At 62.6% G+C, this 22854-nt stretch carries 22 protein-coding genes and 2 tRNA genes; 16 read left to right on the top strand and 8 right to left on the bottom strand.

Annotated features, from left to right (window positions below; genetic code table 11):
- Window positions 1–60: 60 nt before the first annotated feature.
- From RTH74_RS14025 to RTH74_RS14060, 8 genes are all read right to left on the bottom strand, one after another.
- Window positions 61–816 carry a substrate-binding periplasmic protein gene (locus tag RTH74_RS14025; RefSeq protein ID WP_099526022.1) on the bottom strand — a complete coding sequence of 252 codons (756 nt, stop codon included), beginning with the start codon at window positions 814–816 and terminating at the stop codon, window positions 61–63.
- An 84-nt stretch (window positions 817–900) separates the two neighbouring features.
- Window positions 901–1635: a substrate-binding periplasmic protein gene (locus tag RTH74_RS14030; RefSeq protein ID WP_279922284.1), complete on the bottom strand. Its 735-nt coding sequence runs from the start codon at window positions 1633–1635 to the stop codon at window positions 901–903.
- Between the two features lie 196 nt (window positions 1636–1831).
- Window positions 1832–2602, bottom strand: a complete 771-nt coding sequence (gene hisF / locus RTH74_RS14035) for an imidazole glycerol phosphate synthase subunit HisF (protein WP_316915057.1) — start codon at window positions 2600–2602, stop codon at window positions 1832–1834.
- Window positions 2603–2674: 72 nt separating this feature from the next.
- Complete coding sequence (gene hisA / locus RTH74_RS14040; RefSeq protein ID WP_099526025.1) at window positions 2675–3412, bottom strand: 1-(5-phosphoribosyl)-5-[(5-phosphoribosylamino)methylideneamino]imidazole-4-carboxamide isomerase; 738 nt, start codon at window positions 3410–3412, stop codon at window positions 2675–2677.
- Window positions 3413–3449: 37 nt separating this feature from the next.
- The gene (locus RTH74_RS14045; RefSeq protein ID WP_316915058.1) at window positions 3450–3704 is read right to left on the bottom strand and encodes a DUF2164 domain-containing protein; all 255 of its coding nucleotides are present in this window, start codon (window positions 3702–3704) and stop codon (window positions 3450–3452) included.
- On the bottom strand, window positions 3704–4342 hold the full coding sequence (hisH, locus tag RTH74_RS14050; protein ID WP_099526027.1) for an imidazole glycerol phosphate synthase subunit HisH: 639 nt from the start codon (window positions 4340–4342) through the stop codon (window positions 3704–3706). Before hisH ends, RTH74_RS14045 begins: the two co-directional genes overlap by 1 nt.
- Window positions 4343–4936 carry an imidazoleglycerol-phosphate dehydratase HisB gene (gene hisB, locus RTH74_RS14055; RefSeq protein WP_099526028.1) on the bottom strand — a complete coding sequence of 198 codons (594 nt, stop codon included), beginning with the start codon at window positions 4934–4936 and terminating at the stop codon, window positions 4343–4345.
- A gap of 145 nt (window positions 4937–5081) precedes the next feature.
- On the bottom strand, window positions 5082–6740 hold the full coding sequence (locus RTH74_RS14060) for an OFA family MFS transporter (RefSeq protein ID WP_316915059.1): 1659 nt from the start codon (window positions 6738–6740) through the stop codon (window positions 5082–5084).
- A 376-nt stretch (window positions 6741–7116) separates the two neighbouring features.
- Here RTH74_RS14060 and RTH74_RS14065 point away from each other — a divergent pair, with 376 nt between their 5' ends.
- The 16 genes from RTH74_RS14065 (at window position 7117) to RTH74_RS14140 (ending at window position 22709) form a co-directional block, all read left to right on the top strand.
- Window positions 7117–9342, top strand: coding sequence for an AsmA family protein (locus RTH74_RS14065; protein WP_316915060.1), 2226 nt, complete (start codon window positions 7117–7119; stop codon window positions 9340–9342).
- Window positions 9339–10406, top strand: coding sequence for an A/G-specific adenine glycosylase (gene mutY / locus RTH74_RS14070; protein WP_316915061.1), 1068 nt, complete (start codon window positions 9339–9341; stop codon window positions 10404–10406). The genes RTH74_RS14065 and mutY overlap by 4 nt, the downstream gene beginning before the upstream one ends.
- Window positions 10403–10675: an oxidative damage protection protein gene (locus RTH74_RS14075; protein ID WP_021490485.1), complete on the top strand. Its 273-nt coding sequence runs from the start codon at window positions 10403–10405 to the stop codon at window positions 10673–10675. The genes mutY and RTH74_RS14075 overlap by 4 nt, the downstream gene beginning before the upstream one ends.
- A gap of 175 nt (window positions 10676–10850) precedes the next feature.
- A tRNA-Phe gene (locus RTH74_RS14080) sits at window positions 10851–10926 on the top strand.
- Between the two features lie 247 nt (window positions 10927–11173).
- The gene (locus RTH74_RS14085) at window positions 11174–11947 is read left to right on the top strand and encodes an ABC transporter ATP-binding protein (protein WP_099526038.1); all 774 of its coding nucleotides are present in this window, start codon (window positions 11174–11176) and stop codon (window positions 11945–11947) included.
- 15 nt (window positions 11948–11962) lie between these two features.
- Window positions 11963–12715 (top strand): ABC transporter substrate-binding protein, encoded by a 753-nt coding sequence (locus RTH74_RS14090; RefSeq protein ID WP_099526039.1) that lies wholly within the window; start codon window positions 11963–11965, stop codon window positions 12713–12715.
- A 54-nt stretch (window positions 12716–12769) separates the two neighbouring features.
- Entirely contained in the window at window positions 12770–13465 is a 696-nt protein-coding gene (locus tag RTH74_RS14095) for an ABC transporter permease (RefSeq protein WP_099526040.1), read from the top strand.
- Entirely contained in the window at window positions 13462–14151 is a 690-nt protein-coding gene (locus tag RTH74_RS14100) for an ABC transporter permease (RefSeq protein WP_106733388.1), read from the top strand. The genes RTH74_RS14095 and RTH74_RS14100 overlap by 4 nt, the downstream gene beginning before the upstream one ends.
- Before the next feature lie 58 nt (window positions 14152–14209).
- Window positions 14210–15424, top strand: coding sequence for a methyltransferase (locus RTH74_RS14105; RefSeq protein ID WP_316915062.1), 1215 nt, complete (start codon window positions 14210–14212; stop codon window positions 15422–15424).
- Between the two features lie 294 nt (window positions 15425–15718).
- A tRNA-Thr gene (locus RTH74_RS14110) sits at window positions 15719–15794 on the top strand.
- Between the two features lie 133 nt (window positions 15795–15927).
- A complete protein-coding gene (rfbB, locus tag RTH74_RS14115; RefSeq protein WP_316915063.1) occupies window positions 15928–16989 on the top strand; it encodes a dTDP-glucose 4,6-dehydratase in 1062 nt (353 codons plus the stop codon).
- 156 nt (window positions 16990–17145) lie between these two features.
- Entirely contained in the window at window positions 17146–18018 is an 873-nt protein-coding gene (rfbA, locus tag RTH74_RS14120; protein ID WP_316915064.1) for a glucose-1-phosphate thymidylyltransferase RfbA, read from the top strand.
- Window positions 18015–18563, top strand: coding sequence for a dTDP-4-dehydrorhamnose 3,5-epimerase (gene rfbC / locus RTH74_RS14125; protein ID WP_316915065.1), 549 nt, complete (start codon window positions 18015–18017; stop codon window positions 18561–18563). The genes rfbA and rfbC overlap by 4 nt, the downstream gene beginning before the upstream one ends.
- Entirely contained in the window at window positions 18560–19423 is an 864-nt protein-coding gene (rfbD, locus tag RTH74_RS14130) for a dTDP-4-dehydrorhamnose reductase (RefSeq protein WP_099526046.1), read from the top strand. The genes rfbC and rfbD overlap by 4 nt, the downstream gene beginning before the upstream one ends.
- Before the next feature lie 89 nt (window positions 19424–19512).
- Window positions 19513–21327, top strand: a complete 1815-nt coding sequence (locus RTH74_RS14135) for a sensor histidine kinase (protein ID WP_179543690.1) — start codon at window positions 19513–19515, stop codon at window positions 21325–21327.
- Window positions 21324–22709 (top strand): sigma-54-dependent transcriptional regulator, encoded by a 1386-nt coding sequence (locus RTH74_RS14140; RefSeq protein ID WP_021490512.1) that lies wholly within the window; start codon window positions 21324–21326, stop codon window positions 22707–22709. The genes RTH74_RS14135 and RTH74_RS14140 overlap by 4 nt, the downstream gene beginning before the upstream one ends.
- The last annotated feature ends 145 nt before the right edge of the window (window positions 22710–22854 follow it).

The raw sequence follows: 22854 nt of genomic DNA on the forward strand, positions 1-22854 counted from the left end.
CTCAGTGGCTCTGCCATCCATGGCAAGCGACCGGCTCGTGGCCGGTCGCGTGTTCGGTGCTTACAGGTAGTTGTTCAGCGTCGCGTCGACGAAGCCTTCACTGCGCATCTGATCCAGCGCCGCCTGCAGCTTGGCGACGATCTCGTCAGGCATTTCCTTGTTCAGCGCCAGGTACAACTCGGCGCTGTCGAAGCGCAACACCGTGCGCAGACCGGAGACACCTTCTTGCTTGGCCAGGTAGCGGCCAGCAGGATCGCCCGTGGCCCAGAGGTCGATTTGCCCGGCCACCAGCTTGCGTGCATTTTCCTGGTCACGCAACGAGGTGCTGTGCTCCACGCCCTTGTCGGTCAGGTATTCGGAGATGGCATCGCCTTTATAGGCACCGATGCGATACTGCTTGGCCTCATCCAGGCTGGTCAGATTGATCGAGCTGTCAGCCTTGGCCAGCAGTACCCAGTCGTCAGGACCGATAGGGCCAACCCATTTGAACAGTTGCTCACGCTCCGGCAGGCGCGCGGTAACGAACACGCCATAACCCGGTTTTTCCAGCGCCAGCTTGTAGATGCGATCCCAGGGGAAACGCAGGGTCAGGTTGTACTTGATCCCGGCACGCTTGAACATCTCTCTGACCACATCCGCGGCAATGCCGTCGATATTGTCTTCCTGAGCGAAGTTCTTACCGTTGATCGCCATGTTGTAGGGCGGGAAGTTCTCGGTCAGCAGGACCACGGTGTAGTTCGGGTCCACTTCGGCGCGCACCGCACCAGCGAGCACCATAAGGGTGCCAGCGAACGCGGTCAGCAGACGTTTGAACATGACATTTCTCTTTCTGTGAAAAGGCAGACCGCATCAGGATAACCGCCGTGCCCTCCCCGGCCCAGCGATTACTGGCAGTTTGCCTCAGTAGCGCGCCTCGATATTCTTCAGCGCACCCTCGGCTCGCAGCGAATCCAGTGCACTTTGCAACTTCTGCACCAGCTCGTCAGAGGTCTGCAGGTTGAGCGCCAGGTAGAGATCGGCAGTGTGCAGCTTCTGCACCATCTTGAGGTTCTCCACGCCTTCCTGGCGCGCGACGAAACGCCCCGCCTGATCAGAAGTGACCCACAGATCGATCTGCCCGCGCTCCAGCTTGCGCACGTTCTCGGTATCACGCAGCGCCGTTTGCACCTCTATGCCCTTGTCGAGCAAAAAACGAGTCTTGGCATCGCCCTTGTAGCCACCAATGCGGTAACGCCGGGCATCCTCCAGCGAGCCCAACTGGATGGCGCTATCACCCTTGGCGAATAGCACCCAATCGTTGCTCGCGATCGGCCCGACCCACTTGAACAGCTTTTCACGCTCAGCCGTGCGCGCCGTCGAGAACAGGCCATAGCCGGCATCATCCAGGGTCTGCTGGTAAACGCGCTGCCAGGGGAAGCGCAGGATCAGTTTGCAATCGACTTCGGCTCGCTCGCAGACGGCGCGCAGGATATCGGCACTGATACCGGTAACGTTGTCATCACGCGCGAAGTTGTTGCCACCAACCGACATGTTGAACGGCGGCAGGTTCTCAGTGAGCAGCACCAGCGACTCTGCGCGCGCAAGGCTCAGACCGCAGGTAAGGGCCAGGATGGTCACGAATCGAAGAAGGAACATGCAGACTCCGTGTCGAAAATGTTCAGCAAAAGATGACCCTCCGCAATAGCGGGAGCCAAGGATTCAGGGATGTGAGGTCAATGGTAGCCAGATCGCTGGCACTTTGCCGTCGACTCGCCCGCAGCTTTGCCCGAAAGCAGCGTCATTCGGGCGATACGTGGCGCTCAGAGCCGCTTGCGGCCCGAGCGCCTACAGATCAGCGCACCACGATACCGCGACTGGCCAGGTAGGCCTTGGCTTCCGGCACGGTGTACTCGCCGAAATGGAAGATGCTTGCGGCCAGCACGGCATCGGCCTTGCCTTCGAGGATGCCATCGGCCAGGTGCTGCAGGTTGCCGACGCCACCAGAGGCGATCACCGGCACGCGCACGGCCTCACTGATGGCGCGGGTCACGCCCAGGTCGTAGCCGCTCTTGACGCCGTCCTGATCCATGCTGGTGAGCAGGATCTCACCGGCGCCCAGCTCTTCCATCTTGCGCGCCCACACCACGGCATCCAGGCCGGTCGGTTTGCGCCCGCCATGGGTGAAGATTTCCCAGCGGCCCGGCTCGCCCGGCGCGGAAACACGCTTGGCGTCGATGGCGACGACGATGCACTGCGAGCCGAAACGTGCAGCGGCTTCACCGACGAACTCAGGGTTGAATACGGCGGCAGTGTTGATCGATACCTTGTCGGCACCGGCATTGAGCAGATTGCGAATGTCCTGCACGGTGCGCACGCCGCCACCGACGGTCAGCGGGATGAACACCTGGCTGGCCATGCGCTCGACGGTGTGCAGGGTGGTGTCACGGCCATCGACGCTGGCGGTGATGTCGAGGAAGGTAATCTCATCCGCGCCCTGCTCATCGTAGCGACGAGCGATTTCCACCGGGTCACCGGCATCGCGGATGTTCTCGAACTTGACGCCCTTGACCACGCGACCGTTGTCCACGTCCAGGCAAGGAATGATGCGTTTGGCCAATGCCATTTCGACTTCTCTCGTAGGGTGCGCCGCGCGCACCAATGAACCGTCAGCGGTGCGCACTGCGCACCCTGCCCATTAACCCTTGAAGTTGTCGCAGAAGGCCTGCGCCTCGGCCACATCCAGGGTGCCTTCGTAGATGGCACGGCCAGTGATGGCGCCGATGATGCCGGGCGAACGCGCCAGCAGCAGCTTCTCGATATCGCCGAGGTTGTGGATACCACCGGAAGCGATCACAGGGATGCGGCTGGCGGCAGCCAGTGCAGCAGTGGCTTCGACGTTGCAGCCTTGCATCATGCCGTCTTTGGCGATGTCGGTATAAACGATGGCGGACACACCGTCAGCCTCGAAGCGCTTGGCCAGGTCGGTCGCCTGCACACTGGACACTTCCGCCCAGCCGTCGGTGGCGACGAAACCATCTTTCGCATCCAGGCCTACGATGACCTTGCCAGGGAACGCCTTGCACGCCTCGGCGACGAACTCGGGCTCTTTGACGGCCTTGGTGCCGATGATCACGTAACTGACGCCGGCGCGCACATAGTGCTCGATGGTCTCCAGGGTGCGGATGCCGCCGCCGATCTGGATCGGCAGGGTCGGATAGCGCTTGGCGATGGCGGTGACCACTTCACCATTGACCGGCTGGCCTTCGAAGGCGCCGTTGAGATCGACCAGGTGCAGACGGCGGCAACCGCCCTCGACCCACTTGGCGGCCATGCTCACCGGATCATCGGAGAACACAGTGGAGTCTTCCATACGGCCCTGACGCAGACGCACGCAAGCGCCGTCCTTGAGATCGATAGCGGGGATAATCAGCATCGGTTGAACCTGCTCAAGTTTGAATTCGGTATGGCGCTCAGCTCTTCTCGAGCGCCCAGAGGTCGCTCTCGATGCTTTCGAACCTGTCTTTCAGGTGCGCCTGCACATCGAGAATCGCCTTGTTGTAATAGTGCGGCGCCAGCTCGCGAGTGATCTGGTCGAGGACTTCCTGCACTTCGAAGGTGCCCAGCTGCAGCTCGAAACGCTCATCGAGAAAGCGCTGCAACATCAGCAGCGCGGCCTGCTCCTGGGCAGGCTCGAGCGCGAGAACGGGGACCTTGGCGCGAGCCATTACCAGCGACCATCCCAGGCGGCGAAGTTCTGCAGCAACTGCAGGCCGTGGGTATGGCTCTTCTCCGGGTGGAACTGCACGGCGAAGCGCGAGCCTTCGGCCAACGCGGCGGCGAAGTCCTTGCCATAGTGACCGCGACCGACCACCTGCTGCGGCTTGCCGGCTTCGATGTAATAGCTGTGCACGAAGTAGAAGCGCGCGTGGTCGGGAATGTCGTGCCACAGCGGATGCTTGACCGCCTGCGCCACTTCGTTCCAGCCCATGTGCGGCACCTTCAGGCGCTCGCCTTCCTCGGCCAGGTCCTTGCCGAAGAAGCGTACCTGGCCGGGAAACAGGCCGATGCAATCGACGCCGTCGTTCTCCTCGCTGCGCTCGAGCAGCGCCTGCATGCCGACGCAGATGCCGAGGAACGGGCGGTCGGCACTGACTTCACGCACCAGCTCATCGAAGCCCAGGCGTTTGATCTCGGCCATGCAGTCGCGGATCGCGCCGACACCGGGGAACACCACGCGGTCTGCTTCGCGGATCACCTTGGCATCGGACGTCACCAGCACGCGGCCAGCGCCGACATGCTCCAGCGCCTTGGCCACCGAGTGCAGGTTGCCCATGCCATAGTCGATTACGGCTACCGTCTGCATTTACAGGCAGCCCTTGGTCGACGGCATCTGCCCGGCCATGCGCGGGTCCAGCTCGACAGCCATGCGCAACGCGCGGCCGAAGGCCTTGAACACGGTCTCGATCTGGTGGTGGGTGTTGTGCCCACGCAGGTTGTCGATGTGCAGGCTGACCAGGGCGTGGTTGACGAAGCCCTGGAAGAACTCCTGGAACAGATCGACATCGAAGTTGCCAACCACCGCGCGGGTGAACGGCACGTGCATCTGCAGGCCCGGACGCCCGGAGAAGTCGATCACCACGCGCGACAGCGCTTCGTCCAGCGGCACGTAGGAATGGCCGTAACGGGTCATGCCCTTCTTGTCGCCAATGGCCTTGGTAAAGGCCTGGCCGAGGGTAATGCCGACGTCCTCGACGGTGTGGTGGTCGTCGATATGCAGATCGCCCTTGCACTCGATATCGAGGTCGATCAGACCATGACGGGCGATCTGGTCGAGCATGTGCTCGAGAAAAGGCACACCAATGTCAAACTTGGCCTTGCCGGTGCCATCCAGGTTGATCGAGACCTTGACCTGGGTTTCCAGGGTGTTGCGCTCGACGAATGCCGTACGTTCGGCCATCACCAGCTCCACGAATTACTAACGGAAAAAGGCCAGCATTATAGGCGTGCCGGGGCGGCAACGGCTACCGGCGATGGTCGGACGGGCAGAAACGAAAAAGCCCGCGCAGGCGCCAGGCCTGCACGGGCTTTTCACAAGCACGACGTTACTGGAACAGCACGACGGTCTTCTGCAGGGTGATCCACACACCCCAGGCCAGCGGAATACCCACCACCAGCCAGGCGGCGACTGCCACCGGCTTGGTCGACGGGTCAGCCGACCACTCCAGCTCGCTCGCTGCCGGTGCCGATTTCTCGCCATGGGCGCGCTCGGCGGCCAGCTCGGCCTCGGTCATGAAGTACTTCGGCGCCACCGGACGTACCAGGGCGTTGCAGATGAAGCCCAGCACCAGCAAGCCGGCGAGGATGTACAGGGTGATGTCGTAGGCCGCGGCCTTCTCCACACCGATGCTCAGCTGGTACTCGCGCAGGTAGTTGACCAGCACCGGACCGAGCACACCTGCAACGGCCCAGGCAGTCAGCAGGCGACCGTGGATCGCGCCGACCATCTGCGTGCCGAACAGGTCAGCCAGGTAAGCCGGCACGGTGGCAAAACCACCGCCGTACATCGACAGGATGATGCAGAACGCCAGCACGAACAGCGCCAGGCTGCCCAGGTGACCCAGCATCGGTACCGCGGCGTAGAGCGCGAAGCCCAGGCCGAAGAACACGAAGTAGGTGCCCTTGCGGCCGATGAAGTCCGAGCAGGAGGCCCAGAAGAAGCGGCCGCCGATGTTGAACAGACTGAGCAGACCGGTGAAGCCGGCGGCAATCGCGGCGATCTCGGCCAGTTGCGCGGCATTCAGCTCGTTGAATGCCAGATCGATACCGATCAGCTTGCCGGCGAAAACTTCCTGCAGCAGCGGCGAGGCCATGCCGATGATGCCGATACCCGCCGACACGTTCAGGCACAGCACAGCCCAGACCAGCCAGAACTGCGGAGTCTTCCACGCGGTATTAACGTGTACGTGCCCCTTGGTGATCATCGCATTGTTGGCCTTGGCTGCCGGCGCGGTCCAGCCTGCCGGCTTCCAGCCGGTCGGCGGTACGCGGTAGGACAGCGCGCCGCCCATCATGAAGATGAAGTAGATCACCGCCATGACCACGAAGCTCTGCCACACGCCAACGCCTTCAGCCGAGGCGAAGTGATTCATCAGGATTGCCGCCAGCGGTGCCCCGACCATCGCACCACCACCGAAGCCCATGATCGCCATGCCGGTGGCCATGCCACGCTTGTCCGGGAACCACTTGATCAGGGTCGATACTGGCGAGATGTAGCCCAGGCCCAAGCCGATACCGCCGATTACCCCCGAGCCCAGCCATAGCAGCCAGATCTGATGGGTATAGATACCCAGCGCGGAAATCAGCAGACCGCCGCACCAGCACAGCGCGGAAACCACACCCGCCTTGCGCGGGCCAGCGTGCTCCAGCCAGCCACCCCAGATGGCAGCCGAGCAGCCGAGGAAAACGAAGAACAGGGTGTAGATCCAGCCGAGCATGGAGATCTGCCAGTCGCAGTTGCTGGCGAAGATCTGCTCGAAGAAGCCCATTTCCGGGGCACAAGCCGTGGCAGCGGTGATACCGACCGCCTTGGAGAGCGGCAGCCAGAATACCGAGAAGCCGTAGGCCATGCCGATACACAGGTGAATGGCGAGAGCGGCTGGCGGAACCAGCCAACGGTTGAAACCGGGGCGCGCGATGATGCGTTCCTTGGACAGGAATGCCGGCTTCGCAGCAGCACCATCCAATGCAAAGGCGTCAGTCATAGGTAGGTCTCTTCTTATGGTTACGAGCAAGCAAGGGCAATAGCGTCAGCTCGACGAGGCAAAAGCTTGCGGAGAGTAGCACCAGGGCGCGACAAATCGCCGCGCAAGAAGTCAATTTTTATCAAAACATGCAGATTTATTGTTTTTTTCGCAAAAACCCAAAAGGCCTCATCTATTGCATGATAGATGGCGTCGATACACACACTGGTCCGTTGCAGGCCGCAGCTTCGGGGAACCGCTCGAACCTATTCCGATCCAAGCTCGAGCCGATCCCCATTCAACGCCTCAAGCAGGCGCCTGGGCATAGCAGCATGACGCTATAATCGGCAGTCGTCTGCACACCGCCATTCCAGCTCTCAAAACCAAGGACCCGTCCATGAAAGCGCTAGGCAAGATCCTGGGCCTTTTCTTTCTCGGCTTGCTGCTGATCGTAGTGGCGCTGCTATTCGCCCTGACCCATCTGTTCGACCCTAACGACTACAAGGACGAAATCCGCCAGATCGCCCACGACAAGGCCAATCTCGACCTGCAGCTCAGGGGCGACATCGGCTGGAGCCTGTTCCCCTGGCTGGGCCTGGAACTGACCGACGCCACTCTGGCCAGCGCCGACACCCCGGACAAGCCCTTCGCCGACCTGCGCATGATCGGCCTGTCAGTGCGCGTGATGCCACTGCTGCGCAAGGAAGTGCAGATGAGCGACATCCGCGTCGATGGCCTCAACCTCAATCTGCAGCGTGACGACAAAGGCCATGGCAACTGGGAAGGTGTCGGCCGCCCCGCTCAGGCCAGTGCGCCACAGCAAACGCCCAGCGAGCCGGCGCCGAGCGAAACTACGCCGCCTACCCAGCCGAGCGACAAACCGGCCGGCCAACCGCTCAAGCTGGACATCGACAGCCTGACCCTGAGCAACTCGCGCGTCGACTACAGCGATGCTCAAAAGGGCCAGCAATTCACCGTCGAGAATATCGAGCTGAAAACCGGCGCCATCCGCGAAGGCGCCAGCATCCCGGTCAAGCTCAGCGCCTTCTTCGGCACCAACCAGCCAGTACTGCGCGCACGCAGCGAGGTTGAAGGCCAACTGCGCTTTGATCGCGCACTCAAGCGCTATCAATTCGAGGACCTCAAGCTGGCCGGCGAAGCCTCGGGGGAACCGCTCAAAGGCAAGACCCTCAACTTCTCCGCCCAGGGCCAGTTGCTGCTCGACCAGGCAGCCAATATCGCCGAATGGAACGGGCTGAAGCTCTCAGCCAACCAGTTGCGCGCCCTCGGAGAAATCAAGGCACGCGAGTTGGACAAGGACGCCAAGATCTCCGGCGGCCTGTCCATTGCCTCGCTCAACCTGCGCGAGTTCCTCGAAGGTGTCGGCGTTGAACTGCCCGCCATGCAGGCCAGCGATAGCCTCAGCCAGTTCGAACTGGTCAGCCGCCTGAACGGCTCGAGCCAGGGCATGATGTTCGAAGAGCTCAACCTCAAGCTCGACGGCAGCACCTTCACTGGCCAGCTCGGCGTGGCCGATGTCAGCAAACAGGCGCTGCGCGTCGACCTCAAGGGCGACAAGCTCGACCTGAACCGCTACCTGCCACCCAAAACCCAGGACAGCGCCGCTGCTGCACGCAAGGCCGAAGTCAAGGACAGCATCGCCGACGCCGGCAAGGATGGCTCTACCCCACTACCCAAAAAACCCACCCAGCAGGCCTGGAGCGACGAGAAAGTGCTGCCGGTGGATCAGCTGCGCAAGCTCGACATGCAACTGGCGCTCAGCCTCGCCCAGCTCACCTACGACAAGCATCAGCTCAGCGACGTCAATCTCAAGGCAAACGGTCGTGGCGGCCTGATCACGGTGGAAGAGGCGCGTGGCAAACTGCAGGGTGGCAGCTTCGTCGGCAACGGCCGTATCGACGTGCGCCAGGCCGAGCCTATGCTCAGCCTGGAACAACGCCTCAGTCGCATGCCGCTGGAGCCATTACTGAAGAAGGATGATCAACCCTCGCCGATCAAGGGTCTGCTCGACCTCGACGCCAAGTTCAACACGCGCGGCAACAGCCAGAAGGCCTGGATCGAAGCGCTCAATGGCAACGCCAGCTTCGTCCTCAACGACGGCGTGCTGGTCGACGCCAACCTCGAACAGCAGCTATGCCGTGGCATCGCCACCCTCAACCGCAAGACACTGAGCAACCCGCCGACCGGCAAGGACACCCCCTTCCGCGAACTCAAGGGCAGCCTCAGCGTGCGCGATGGCGTCGCCCATAACCCGGACCTCAAGGCCCAGGTGCCGGGCCTGGCAGTCAGCGGCAACGGTGATCTCGACCTGCGCGTGCTCGGCCTCGACTACAAGGTTGGCATCACCCTGGAAGGCGACCAGCGCGAAATGCCGGACCCGGCCTGCCAGGTCAACGAGCGCTACGTCGGCATCGAATGGCCGCTGCGCTGCCGTGGCCCGCTGGAGCTCGGCGCCAAGGCCTGCCGCCTGGATCAGGACGGCCTCGGCAAGATCGCCGCACGCCTGGCCGGCAACAAGCTGACCGAGAAGCTGGAAGAGAAGCTCGGCGACAAGGTCAGCCCGGAACTGAAAGACGCACTCAAGGGCCTGTTCAACCGATGAGCCCCGAGCAATTCAACGGCGCCGTACTGGCCTGGTACGACCAGCACGGGCGCAAGGATCTGCCCTGGCAGCAGAACATCACGCCCTACCGCGTGTGGGTCTCGGAGATCATGCTGCAGCAGACCCAGGTCAGCACCGTGCTCGGCTATTTCGATCGTTTCATGGCCGCGTTGCCGACCGTGAAGGATCTGGCCGAAGCGCCTGAAGACGAAGTGCTGCACCACTGGACGGGCCTGGGTTACTACACCCGCGCGCGCAACCTGCAGAAGACCGCACAGATCGTCATGCGCGAGCACGGTGGCGAGTTCCCGCGCAGCGTCGAGGCGCTCAGCGAACTGCCCGGCATCGGCCGCTCCACCGCCGGCGCCATCGCCAGCTTGAGCATGGGCGTACGCGCGCCCATCCTCGACGGCAACGTCAAGCGCGTACTGGCGCGCTACGTCGCGCAAGAGGGCTATCCCGGCGAACCGAAAGTGGCCAAGCAATTGTGGGACGTGGCCGAGCGCTTTACCCCGCACGAACGGGTCAACCACTACACCCAGGCGATGATGGACCTCGGCGCAACCCTCTGCACCCGCAGCAAACCCACCTGCCTGCTGTGCCCGGTGCGCAGCGGCTGTCAGGCCCATCTGCTCGGCCTGGAAATCCGCTACCCGGTGTCCAAGCCGCGCAAGACACTGCCGCAAAGACGCACCCTGATGCCGCTGCTGGTCAACGCTGCTGGTGACATCCTGCTCTATCGCCGCCCATCGACAGGCCTGTGGGGCGGACTCTGGAGCCTACCGGAGCTGGACGACCTCGAGCAGCTCCACGACCTCGCCCAGCAGCAACAACTGACCCTAGGCGAACGCCGCGAACTGGAAGGCCTGACCCACACTTTCAGCCACTTCCAACTGGCCATCGAACCCTGGCTAGTCGAGGCAACCGAACAGCCGGGCCGCGTGGCCGAGGCCGACTGGCTCTGGTATAACCTCGCCACCCCGCCGCGCCTGGGCCTCGCCGCCCCGGTGAAGAAACTGCTGAAACGCGCGGCGCAAGCCATTACCGCTGGAGAACCGACATGACCCGCACCGTACAGTGCCGCAAATACAAACAGGAACTGCCCGGCCTGGATCGCGCGCCCTACCCTGGCCCCAAAGGCGAAGACATCTTCACCAACGTTTCCAAGCAAGCTTGGGACGAGTGGCAGAAGCACCAGACCATGCTGATCAACGAGCGTCGCCTGAACATGATGAACGCCGAGGACCGCAAGTTCCTCCAGGCCGAGATGGACAAGTTCCTCTCAGGCGAGGAATACGCCCAGGCCGAAGGCTATGTACCGCCGAGCGAGTGACGACACCTGCGGGAGGGGCTTTAGCCGCGACAACCACTGCATTACTGCACATGCAGCACCCGGCGCGCCCACCCCGCTTTTCCCGCTTACGAACCTAAGCGCCCGAAATAATTAAATATTTTTCAAACCTGCGCTTGACACTGATCCTTCAAATCCGTCTAATAGCGCCCCGTTGGCCCAGGTAGCTCAGTTGGTAGAGCAGGGGATTGAAAATCCCCGTGTCGGCGGTTCGATTCCGTCCCTGGGCACCATTGATATATGACAAAGAGCCTCAGCCATGCGCTGGGGCTTTTTGCTTTCTGTCTCCGGCAATTTTCTCGTGCCATTATTTCGCCTGCGCGACAAGCAACTGTAACCAGGCGACACCTGCGACCCAGCGAGCCTCTATCGCCCGGCAAACGGCTTGGCGGTCACGGAAACGCTATGCTAGCTTGGCCGCCAGCCAGGACGGCCCGCCGTACGCCGGAGCGCATTCGAAGAAGAAGAGGACCCCACCCCATGGCCGAGGCGACGCCCGCGCTGGAAATCCGCAACCTGCACAAACGCTACGGCGATCTCGAAGTGCTCAAGGGTATTTCCCTGACGGCCAAAGACGGCGACGTCATCTCGATTCTCGGCTCCTCCGGTTCCGGCAAATCCACCTTCCTGCGCTGCATCAATCTGCTGGAAAACCCGCATCAGGGTCAGATTTTCGTCGCCGGCGAGGAGCTCAAGCTCAAGGCCGCGAAGAATGGCGATCTGGTTGCTGCCGACAACAAGCAGATCAACCGCCTGCGCAGCGAGATCGGCTTCGTCTTCCAGAACTTCAATCTGTGGCCGCACATGAGCGTCCTCGACAACATCATCGAGGCGCCGCGCCGCGTGCTCGGCCAAAGCAAGGCCGAAGCCATCGAGATCGCTGAGGCGCTGCTGGCCAAGGTCGGCATCGCCGACAAACGCCATGTTTATCCCAACCAGCTTTCCGGCGGCCAGCAGCAGCGCGCGGCCATCGCTCGCACCCTGGCCATGCAGCCGAAGGTAATCCTGTTCGACGAGCCAACTTCTGCCCTCGACCCGGAGATGGTACAAGAAGTGCTTAATGTGATTCGCGCGCTTGCCGATGAGGGTCGCACCATGCTGCTGGTGACCCATGAGATGAGTTTCGCTCGCCAGGTTTCCAGTGAGGTGGTGTTCCTCCACCAGGGCCTGGTCGAGGAACAGGGGCCACCCGCCCAGGTGTTCGACAACCCGAACTCGGCACGCTGTAAACAATTCATGTCCAGCAATCGCTAACACGGAGCAACATGCATGCAGAACTATAAGAAGATCCTGCTGGCCGCAGCCGCTACTCTGGCTTTCGGCACCAGCGCTGTCGCAGCTGACAAACTGAAACTCGGCACCGAAGGCGCCTACCCGCCCTTCAACCTGATCGACGCTAGCGGCAAGGTCACTGGTTTCGATATCGAAATCGGCCAGGCACTGTGCGCCAAGATGCAGGCAGAGTGCGAAGTGGTCACCTCTGACTGGGATGGCATCATCCCGGCTCTGAACGCCAAGAAGTTCGATTTCCTGATCGCCTCGATGTCGATCACCGAAGAGCGCCAGGCCGCGGTCGACTTCACCGAACCCTACTACACCAACAAACTGCAGTTCATCGCACCGAAGTCGGCTGACTTCAAGACCGATGCCGCCAGCCTCAAAGGCAAGGTAATCGGCGCCCAGCGCGCTACCATCGCCGGCACCTGGCTGGAAGACAACATGGGCAAGGTGGTCGACATCAAGCTGTATGACACTCAGGAAAACGCCTACCTCGACCTGGCTTCGGGCCGTCTCGATGGCGTTCTGGCCGACACCTTCGTCAACTGGGAATGGCTCAAGAGCGACGCCGGCAAAGAGTTCGAATTCAAGGGCGACCCTGTATTCGACAACGACAAGATCGGTATCGCCGTACGCAAGGGCGATCCGCTGCGCGAGAAGCTGAACGCCGCTCTGCAAGCCATCGTCGAAGACGGCACCTACAAGCAGATCAACGACAAGTACTTCCCGTTCAGCATCTACTGATGACCTGAAGGCACCGCGCCGCCCATTGGGCGGCGCAGTTGCCCGAGCCCTCCGATGATTTTTGACCTCCACGGATTCGGCCCCGCCCTGGCCGCCGGCACCCTGATGACCATCAAACTGGCGCTGTCCGCGCTGGCTGTAGGTCTGGTGCTCGGCCTGCTCGGTGCGCTGGCCAAGACTTCGCCGTACAAGCCGCTGCAGTGGCTCGGCGGCAGCTATTCCACCCTGGTGCGGGGCATTCCCGAACTGCTCTGGGTACTGCTGATCTATTTCGGCACGGTCGGCCTGATGCGCAGCCTGGCCGATCTGCTTGGTGTCGAGAGCCTGGAGCTCTCCGCCTTCGCCGCAGGCACCATCGCCCTCGGCCTGTGCTTCGGCGCCTACGCCACCGAAGTGTTCCGCGGCGCCATCCTGGCTATCCCCAAGGGCCACCGCGAAGCCGGCCAGGCGCTCGGTATGTCCAAGGGTCGCATTCTCTGGAAGCTGATCCTGCCGCAGATGTGGCGCATCGCCCTGCCCGGCCTGGGTAACCTGTTCATGATTCTGATGAAGGACACCGCGCTGGTGTCGGTAATTGGCCTGGAAGAGATCATGCGTCGCTCGCAGATCGCCGTGACCGCCAGCAAAGAGCCTTTCACCTTCTACATGGTTGCCGCCTTCATCTATCTGGGCCTGACCGTTCTCGCCATGATCGGCATGCACTTCCTTGAAAAGCGCGCCAGCCGCGGCTTCGTCCGGAGCGCCTCATGAATTGGGAAGTTATTATCAAATGGCTGCCACGCCTGTCCGAAGGCGCGCTGCTGACCCTCGAACTGGTGGCCATCGCTGTCGTCGCAGGGCTCATCCTCGCACTGCCGATGGGCATCGCCCGCGCATCCAAGCACTGGTATGTGCGCGCCCTGCCCTATGGCTACATTTTCTTCTTCCGCGGCACGCCGCTGCTGGTGCAGCTGTTCCTGATCTATTACGGCCTGGCCCAGTTCGATGCCGTCCGCCAGGGCCCACTCTGGCCCTACCTGCGCGACCCGTACTGGTGCGCCGTATTGACCATGACGCTGCACACAGCCGCCTATATTGCCGAGATCCTGCGCGGCGCCATTCAGGCCGTACCGCCCGGAGAGATTGAAGCGGCACGGGCGCTGGGTATGTCGCGACCGCAGGCGATGCTTTACATCATCCTGCCACGCGCCGCTCGCATCGGCTTGCCGGCGTACAGCAACGAAGTGATTCTGATGCTCAAGGCCAGCGCACTGGCCAGCACGGTGACGCTGCTGGAACTGACAGGTATGGCTCGGACCATCATCGCTCGCACCTATTTGCCAGTGGAGATCTTCTTCGCCGCTGCGATGTTCTACCTGGCGATAACCTTCGTGCTGGTACAGGCCTTCCGCCTGCTCGAACGCTGGCTACGCGTCGACGCCTGCCAGGGTCGCTAAGCCAACCGGGCAGCCCTCTTGATGCGGGCAGCCCGGCTCAACCAGACGCATACGCACCATGTCCGAGCCCATTCTTACCTCAGGCGATCTGCTCGCTCGCTTCCAGGCCCTGGACAGTTTTCTTCTGCAGCATCAGGCGCTCTGGCGCCCTCGGCCGTTTCATTACCTGCAACTGCCATGGGAAAGCGAGCTGCCAGAGCTCGCCGCCTGGCTACGCAGCCGCTCCCTGGAACAGGCCGAGGCCAGCGACAACAGCCCTTTCGCGCTCGGTGGGCCAGCGCCCTTCCCTGAGCTGGCCCACCGAGCGCAAGCGCTTAGCGGGCTCGGTGAGATTCCAAGCCTGGACAGTCCTCCGCGTGCGCACACCTTCAGCGTCGATGTACCCGGCAGAAAGCTGGATCAGATCCAGGCCTTCGCGAACCATCTGCAGTTTCGCCAGCGCCCCGCGCACTGGCTCGACTGGTGTTCCGGCAAAGGCCACCTCGGTCGCTGGCTGACTCATGATGACCAGCATCTGACCTGCCTGGAATACGATCCGGCACTGATCGAGTCCGGTAGCGCACTGAGCAAGCGCCTGGGATTGGCTGCCGCCCATCTACAGCAGGATGTGCTGGCCGATGATTGCAGCGAGCGCCTGCGCAAAGAGCACACGCCAGTGGCGCTGCACGCCTGCGGCGACCTGCACGTACGCCTGCTGCAACTGGCCAGTCGCAACGGCTGCACCCAGCTGGCGGTGGCGCCCTGCTGCTACAACCGTATCGCCGGCCAGCAGTACCAACCGCTGTCAGCAGCGGCGCAGGGCTCAAGCCTGCAGCTATCACGTGACGATCTCGGCCTGCCACTGAGCGAAACCGTCACCGCTGGCGCTCGTGTGCGCAGACAACGCAGTCAGTCGATGGCCTGGCGCCTGGCTTTCGACCTGCTGCAGCGCCAGCTACGTGGCATCGATGAATACCTGCCAACACCATCGCTGCCCAGCGACTGGTTCAGCAAACCTTTCGCCAACTTCTGTCATGACCTCGCCAAGCTGCGCGACGTGCCGTTGCCCGGTGAGCAGGACTGGCCGGCATTGGAAGCTCGCGGCTGGCAACGCCTGGCCGAAGTGCGCAACCTGGAGTTGCTGCGCAACCTGTTCCGCCGGCCACTTGAACTCTGGCTACTGCTCGACCGCGCCTTGTATCTGCAGGAGCAGGGCTACCACGTGAAGCTAGGCATCTTCTGCGATTACCAACTGAGCCCGCGCAACCTGCTGCTACTGGCCGAGCGCGACTGAGTTGCACACAGAAGCTGTGGATAACTCTGTTGATCCTTTCTGGGCAAATGCTGCAAAGCCACTTGGTAATTGCCTCGTAGACATCTGATCATTTTTCGAACAGCCCTCGAAGCCCTAACAAAAACAATAACTTGCGAAAAATAGTGATCTAACGCACAGAGCCGGTGCGCGACCGTCGCGCGCGCCTTCTCTTTGTGCATAAGCCAAAAGCTGCTGATAGCCGAGCCCGGAAAAACCTGGCTCGAAGGTGGCTTTACTCAGGCCGATGAATGGATATAATGGCGGCCCTTCAGTGCCGGTATAGCTCAGCTGGTAGAGCAACTGACTTGTAATCAGTAGGTCCCGGGTTCGACTCCTGGTGCCGGCACCATCTAATATCAAGGCCTGCTTTCATGCAGGCCTTTTTTGTTTTTGCTCCTGCCCACATCCGTCGCTTGTTCATTGCACTTACCGCACTCGGCTCGTGGGTATGGCGAAAGGTTACATAGCGAGGTTATGAGCAGATGCGCATTCTTGTTACCGGCGGCGCCGGCTTCATCGGTTCGGCTCTGATTCGTCATCTGATTCAGAACACCGAACATGAGGTACTTAACCTCGACAAACTGACCTACGCCGGCAACCTGGAGTCGCTCACCCCCGTTGATGACAACCCGCGCTACCGCTTCGTCCAAGGCGACATTGGCGACAGCGAATGCGTTGCGGCGATACTGGCCGAGTTCCAGCCGGACGCCATCATGCACCTGGCCGCCGAGTCCCACGTCGACCGTTCCATCGATGGCCCGGCCGCGTTCATCCAGACCAATATCGTCGGCACCTATAGCCTGCTGGAAAGCACCCGCGCCTACTGGCTTGGCCTGAGCGCTGAGCGCAAGGCGGCCTTTCGCTTCCATCACATATCCACCGACGAGGTGTACGGCGACCTACACGGTGTCGACGATCTCTTCACCGAAACCACCCCTTACGCGCCCAGCTCGCCTTATTCGGCGAGCAAGGCGGCGTCCGACCATCTGGTACGCGCCTGGCAGCGCACCTATGGTCTGCCGGTGCTGCTCACCAACTGCTCGAACAACTACGGCCCCTATCATTTCCCTGAAAAGCTGATCCCGCTGATGATCCTCAACGCCTTGGCGGGCAAACCGCTGCCGGTGTATGGCAACGGCCAGCAAGTGCGCGACTGGCTGTACGTGGAAGATCACGCGCGAGCGCTGCTCAAGGTGGTCAGCGAGGGCAAGGTCGGCGAGACCTACAACATCGGCGGCCACAATGAGCAGAAGAACCTCGATGTGGTACGCACCATCTGCGCGCTGCTGGAGGAGCTGGCGCCGCAGAAGCCGGCCGGTATCGCGCACTATGAAGACCTGATCACCTACGTGCAGGATCGCCCCGGCCACGACCAGCGCTACGCTATCGACGCCAGCAAGATCGAGCGCGAGCTCAGCTGGGTACCGCAGGAAACCTTCCAAACCGGACTGCGCAAGACGGTGCAGTGGTACCTGGACAATCTCGACTGGTGCCGCCGCGTGCAGGATGGTAGCTATCAAGGTCAGCGACTCGGCGCACTCTAAGGAGCCTATTGATGATCTGATGCGCGTCGGCCCTGCTGCGTTAAAAACAGCCTCAGAATGCTCATTTACAACTCGTAAACTCCGCTTCCTCGCCTGTTTTTGCCTTGCATGGCTCTAGCTCGCGAGATCCTAAACAGGCTCCAAGGAGCAGGAATAATGAAAGGCATCATTCTCGCCGGCGGTTCCGGCACTCGCTTGCACCCCATCACCCTCGGCGTCTCCAAGCAGTTGCTGCCAATCTATGACAAGCCGATGATCTATTACCCGTTGTCGGTGCTGATGCTGGCCGGCATTCGCGAGATTCTGATCATCTCCACCCCAGAAGACCTGCCTAACTTCCGCAAGATGCTCGGCGACGGCAGCCAGTTCGGCGTCGAACTGCAGTATGCCGAGCAACCCTCGCCTGATGGCCTGGCGCAGGCCTTCCTGATCGGCGAGTCGTTCATTGGTAACGACTCGGTGTGCCTGATCCTCGGCGACAACATCTTCCATGGTCAGCACTTCACCGAGAAGCTGCTGCGCGCAGCCAGCCACGACAGCGGCGCCACGGTCTTCGGCTACTGGGTCAGCGATCCCGAACGTTTCGGCGTGGTCGAATTCGATGCGGCTGGCAATGCGCTGTCGATCGAGGAAAAGCCGGCGCAACCCAAGTCCAGTTTTGCCGTGACCGGCCTGTATTTCTACGACAACGACGTGGTGCAGATCGCCAAGGCGGTCAAGCCCTCGCCACGCGGCGAGCTGGAAATCACCGACGTGAACAATGCCTACCTGGCCCGCGGCAACCTGCGCGTTGAGCGCTTCGGCCGTGGCTTCGCCTGGCTAGACACCGGCACCCACGACAGCCTGCTCGATGCCTCGCACTACGTACAAACAGTGGAAAAACGCCAAGGCCTGAAGGTCGCCTGCCTCGAGGAGATCGCCTATCAGCAGGGCTGGATCGACCGCGACAAACTGCTCGTGTGCGCCAAGGCGCTGGGCAAGACCGGCTACGGCCAGTACCTCTATAAACTGGCGGAGGAGTCGCTGTGAAAGTGATCGCAACTGCACTGCCGGAAGTGCTGATTCTCGAGCCCCAGGTATTCGGTGACGAGCGCGGCTTCTTCTACGAGAGTTTCAACGCACGGCGCTTTGCCGAAGCCACCGGCGTAACCCGTGAATTCGTCCAGGACAACCATTCGCGTTCCGCGCGCGGGGTGCTGCGCGGCCTGCACTATCAACTGCAGCAGGCCCAGGGCAAGCTGGTGCGCGTCAGTGCCGGCGAGGTCTATGACGTCGCGGTCGACGTACGCCGCAATTCGGCGAATTTCGGCAAGTGGGTCGGCGTGCATTTGTCCGCCGAGAACAAACGCCAGCTGTGGGTGCCGGAGGGCTTCGCCCACGGTTTCCTGGTACTCAGCGAATACGCCGAATTCCTCTACAAGACCACCGACTACTACGCGCCCACTCACGAGCGCTGCATTCGCTGGGACGACCCACAACTGGCCATCGACTGGCCGCTCGACGGACTGACGCCGCAACTCTCGGCCAAAGACCAGCAGGGCCTGAGCCTTACCGATGCCGAGACCTTCGCATGAAGATTCTGATCAGCGGCCACACCGGCCAGGTCGCCCGTGAACTGCAATTGGCCCTGCGCCAGCATGAACTGATCAGTCTCGGCCGGCAGGCATTCGACCTGTCGCGTCCGGAAACCCTGGGCGACATCATCCTGCGCGAGCGACCGGCGCTGGTGATCAATGCCGCCGCGCACACCGCCGTCGACCAGGCCGAGCAGGAGCGCGAGCTGGCTTTCGCCATCAATGCCGATGCGCCGCGTGCCATCGCCGATGCCTGCTTCGAACTGGACATTCCGCTGATTCACTACTCCACCGACTACGTCTTCGATGGCAGCAAGACCACGCCTTACCGTGAAGCCGATACGCCACATCCGTTGGGCGTCTATGGCGCCAGCAAGGCGGCCGGTGAACAGGCGCTGCGCATCAGCGGCTGCGATCACCTGATCCTGCGCACCAGCTGGGTCTACTCGCAGCACGGGCGCAACTTCTTGCTGACCATGCAGCGCCTGCTGCAGGAGCGCGACGAGCTCAGCGTGGTCGACGACCAGATCGGCGCACCGACCTGGGCTGGCAGTATCGCCAGCGCTACCGCAGAGCTGATCGACAAGTGGCAGCAGGGGCGTCATCACTGGGGCACCTACCACCTGACCTGCCAAGGCGAGACCAGCTGGTTCGGCTTCGCCAGTGCCATCGCCGAACGCCTGCGTGCAGCCGGCAAGCCCTGCGCCAGGCTGCGCCCCATCCCCAGCAGCGAGTACCCAACGCCGGCGCAGCGCCCACTCAACTCACGCCTGGATGGCAACCGCCTGGAGCAGGATTGGCAGGTTCGCCTACCGGACTGGCAGACCGCCCTGGACGCCTGCCTGCAACGCATGAACTGAGTCCCTGCGTTTCATCCGCGCGGCCAGTGCCCATCACCGGCCGCGCGCTTAACGTGCATAATGCGCCGATCATTTCTGCACGGTTTGCCATGAGCACGAACACTGCCACTCCCCGTCGCCTGCGCTGGCGCAGCCTCGTGCTGTTGGCGCTGCTGCTTGCGCCACTGCTGTGGCCGGTCCACTTCCTGGCCGAGCGCTACTACCGCGAAGTGCTGATCGAACAAAATCGGCAAACCCTCGATCTGTATGTGGCCAACCTGCTCGGCACGCTGCGCCGCTACGAAGTGCTGCCGCAGATTCTTGGCGACCTGCCAGGCCTGCGCGCCGCCCTGCATGCCCCTGAAGACCCCGCCGCCCTGGACAACGCCAACCGCTTGCTGGCCCGCGTGAAAAGCCAGACCGGCGCCGACGTGATCTACCTGATGAACCCGCGCGGCGTCACCCTGGCCGCCTCCAACTGGGACAAACCCGACAGCTTCGTCGCCGGCAACTTCGCCTTCCGTCCGTATTTCCGCGAAGCATTGGCCGGGCGCCTGGGGCGCTTCTTCGGCCTGGGTACAACGTCTGGCAAGCGCGGTTACTACTTCGCCTACCCGGTGCGCGAGGACGAGCACAACATCGGCGCGCTGGTGGTCAAGGTCGACCTCGACCACACCGAGACCCTGTGGGGCAACACGCCGGAACAGTTGCTGGTGACCGACACCAACGGCGTGGTCATTCTTACCTCGCGCCCGGACTGGCGCTTCCACTCCAGCCGTCCGCTGGACCGTGTCGAGCAGTCGGCCATCGCCGCCAACCAACCCTACCCGACTCAGGCACCGCCCCTGCTCGATATCGACCCCAACGCCTGGTTGACGCAAAGCCGTGCCCTGGAAGAAACCGGCTGGACGGTGAGCATTCTCGCCCCACGCATCCTGCTCGATCGCCCCGTGCGCAGTGCCGTGGCCGTCGGGGCGGCAGCACTTCTGGCGCTGCTATTGCTGCTTGGCCTGCTGATCCTTCGGCGCCGTCACTACCTGGAGCGCATTGCCCTCGACGCCCGCGCCAAAGCCGAACTGGAGCAGCGCGTCGCAGAACGAACGCATGATCTGGAACTGCTCAACAGCCGCCTCAAGCAGGAAGTGCTCGAGCGTGAACAGGCTCAGCAGGAGCTGGTGCGCGCTCAGGACGAGCTGGTCCAGGCCGGTAAACTGTCGGCGCTCGGCACCATGAGCGCCAGCATCAGCCACGAACTCAACCAGCCGCTCGGGGCGATCCGCAGCTACGCGGAGAACGCCAGCACCCTGCTTGATCATCAGCGCAGCGACGATGCTCGCGCCAACCTCAAGCTGATCAGCGAGCTGACCGAGCGCATGGCCTCGATCATCACCCATTTGCGCTCCTTTGCCCGCCGCGACCGCCACGCGCCGGAGCGGGTTGCCCTGCAACCAGCGCTGGACGATGCCCTGGCGCTATTGGCCAAACGCCGCCGGGCGATGGATGTAGAGCTGATCCGCGACCTGCCGGACGCCACGCTCTGGGTCCAGGCCGGCGAGACGCGCCTGCGCCAGGTGCTCGGTAATCTGCTCGGCAATGCGCTCGATGCGCTGATCGATAAAGCCCCTCCTAGACGCATCTGGATCAGCATCGAACTTCAAGCCGAGCACCTCCACCTGCTGCTGCGTGACAATGGCCCAGGCTTCTCGCCCGAATCGCTGGCGCGCGCGCGCGAGCCATTCTTCACCACCAAGACCAGCGCCCAGGGCCTGGGGCTCGGATTGGCCATCTGCGATAGTCTGGTGCGTGCGCTGGACGGCGAACTGCTGCTGGCCAATCATCCGGCCGGCGGTGCACTGATCACCCTGCGCCTGCGCCTGGCCAGCCCCGGCGTCAACCTGCAACCTTCAGAGGACCCCTCGCCATGACCAGCGACAGCGCCATCGACAGCCGCATTCAGGTACTGCTGATCGACGACGACGCCCATCTGCGCCAGGCACTCAGCCAGACGCTCGACCTGGCCGGGCTGAAGGTCATCAGTCTGGGCGATGCGCAGGGCCTGGCCGCGCGCATTCCCGCAGGCTGGCCAGGCGTGGTGGTCAGCGATATCCGCATGCCCGGCATCGATGGCCTGCAACTGCTGCAGCAATTGCGCGAGCGTGATGCCGAGCTGCCCGTGCTGCTGATCACCGGCCATGGTGACGTGCCGCTGGCCGTGCAGGCTATGCGCGCTGGCGCCTACGACTTCCTGGAAAAACCTTTCGCCAACGATGACCTGCTCGACAGCGTACGCCGTGCGCTGGAGCTGCGCCGCCTGGTGCTGGACAACCGCAGCCTGCGCATGGCGCTCAATGACCGCCAGCAACTGTCCAGCCGCCTGGTTGGCCAATCGCCGGCCATGCAGCGCCTACGCGAACAGATCGGTGCACTTGCCAGCATCGCCACCGACGTACTGATTCTCGGCGAGACCGGAGCCGGCAAAGAGGTGGTCGCACGCGCTCTGCACGACCTGTCCAACCGCCGCGAAGGCCCCTTCGTCGCCATCAACGCCGGTGCACTGGCCGAGTCGGTGGTGGAAAGCGAGCTGTTCGGCCATGAGGCCGGCGCCTTCACCGGCGCGCAGAAACGGCGCATCGGCAAGTTCGAGTTCGCCAACGGCGGCACCCTTTTCCTCGACGAGATCGAGAGCATGAGCATGGATGTGCAGGTCAAGCTGCTGCGCCTGCTGCAGGAGCGCGTGGTCGAGCGCCTCGGTGGTAATCAACTGATCCCGCTGGATATCCGCGTGATCGCCGCCACCAAGGAAGATCTGCGTCAGGCCGCCGATGCCGGGCGTTTCCGCGCCGACCTCTACTACCGCCTCAACGTCGCACCGTTGTCCATCCCACCGCTGCGCGAGCGCGGCGAGGACGCCCTGCTGCTGTTCCAGCACTTCGCCGATGGGGCGGCCGCCCGCCACGCCTTGGCGCCGCGAGAGCTACAGCCGGGACAGCGCGCCTTGCTGCTGCGTCATCCATGGCCAGGCAACGTGCGTGAGTTGCAGAACGCCGCCGAGCGCTTCGCCCTGGGCCTGGAATTGGCTCTCGACAGCAACGCGCCAAACCTGCCGCCGGTCAACGGCGGGCTCAGCGAACAAGTCGAAGCCTTCGAACGCGCCCTGATCGCTGCCGAGCTGAGCCGCCCGCACGGCTCGCTGCGCAGCCTGGCCGAAGCGCTGGGCGTGCCACGCAAGACGCTGCACGACAAACTGCGCAAACATGGGTTGAATTTCTCAGGCGCTGGCGGAAGCTCGCCAGAGGACTTCGACTGACTGGCGGCAAACCGCCATTTTCAGCCATCCATACCTGACGCTGGCGGGCTCATACGCCGATCAGAGGGCCGGTAGAGAAGCATAGAAGCCCGCAGCCATGGGCCTTTGCACGGCACGCAAGGTCGGCATATCGCAGACTGGCACA

Origin of the sequence: Pseudomonas sp. zfem001, from assembly GCF_032621725.1 — a bacterium.
GTDB classification, from domain to species: Bacteria; Pseudomonadota; Gammaproteobacteria; order Pseudomonadales; family Pseudomonadaceae; genus Aquipseudomonas; species Aquipseudomonas sediminis.

Coding starts and splice junctions, on each gene's coding strand:
- rfbD (WP_099526046.1), top strand. CDS start 18,560: ATGAAGATTCTGATCAGCGGCCACACCGGCCAGGTCGCCCGTGAACTG.
- hisB (WP_099526028.1), bottom strand. CDS start 4,936: ATGGCCGAACGTACGGCATTCGTCGAGCGCAACACCCTGGAAACCCAG.
- RTH74_RS14025 (WP_099526022.1), bottom strand. CDS start 816: ATGTTCAAACGTCTGCTGACCGCGTTCGCTGGCACCCTTATGGTGCTC.
- RTH74_RS14060 (WP_316915059.1), bottom strand. CDS start 6,740: ATGACTGACGCCTTTGCATTGGATGGTGCTGCTGCGAAGCCGGCATTC.
- RTH74_RS14075 (WP_021490485.1), top strand. CDS start 10,403: ATGACCCGCACCGTACAGTGCCGCAAATACAAACAGGAACTGCCCGGC.
- RTH74_RS14045 (WP_316915058.1), bottom strand. CDS start 3,704: ATGGCTCGCGCCAAGGTCCCCGTTCTCGCGCTCGAGCCTGCCCAGGAG.
- hisA (WP_099526025.1), bottom strand. CDS start 3,412: ATGCTGATTATCCCCGCTATCGATCTCAAGGACGGCGCTTGCGTGCGT.
- hisF (WP_316915057.1), bottom strand. CDS start 2,602: ATGGCATTGGCCAAACGCATCATTCCTTGCCTGGACGTGGACAACGGT.
- RTH74_RS14135 (WP_179543690.1), top strand. CDS start 19,513: ATGAGCACGAACACTGCCACTCCCCGTCGCCTGCGCTGGCGCAGCCTC.
- RTH74_RS14085 (WP_099526038.1), top strand. CDS start 11,174: ATGGCCGAGGCGACGCCCGCGCTGGAAATCCGCAACCTGCACAAACGC.
- RTH74_RS14095 (WP_099526040.1), top strand. CDS start 12,770: ATGATTTTTGACCTCCACGGATTCGGCCCCGCCCTGGCCGCCGGCACC.
- RTH74_RS14100 (WP_106733388.1), top strand. CDS start 13,462: ATGAATTGGGAAGTTATTATCAAATGGCTGCCACGCCTGTCCGAAGGC.
- rfbA (WP_316915064.1), top strand. CDS start 17,146: ATGAAAGGCATCATTCTCGCCGGCGGTTCCGGCACTCGCTTGCACCCC.
- RTH74_RS14030 (WP_279922284.1), bottom strand. CDS start 1,635: ATGTTCCTTCTTCGATTCGTGACCATCCTGGCCCTTACCTGCGGTCTG.
- RTH74_RS14105 (WP_316915062.1), top strand. CDS start 14,210: ATGTCCGAGCCCATTCTTACCTCAGGCGATCTGCTCGCTCGCTTCCAG.
- hisH (WP_099526027.1), bottom strand. CDS start 4,342: ATGCAGACGGTAGCCGTAATCGACTATGGCATGGGCAACCTGCACTCG.
- RTH74_RS14090 (WP_099526039.1), top strand. CDS start 11,963: ATGCAGAACTATAAGAAGATCCTGCTGGCCGCAGCCGCTACTCTGGCT.
- RTH74_RS14140 (WP_021490512.1), top strand. CDS start 21,324: ATGACCAGCGACAGCGCCATCGACAGCCGCATTCAGGTACTGCTGATC.
- mutY (WP_316915061.1), top strand. CDS start 9,339: ATGAGCCCCGAGCAATTCAACGGCGCCGTACTGGCCTGGTACGACCAG.
- rfbB (WP_316915063.1), top strand. CDS start 15,928: ATGCGCATTCTTGTTACCGGCGGCGCCGGCTTCATCGGTTCGGCTCTG.
- RTH74_RS14065 (WP_316915060.1), top strand. CDS start 7,117: ATGAAAGCGCTAGGCAAGATCCTGGGCCTTTTCTTTCTCGGCTTGCTG.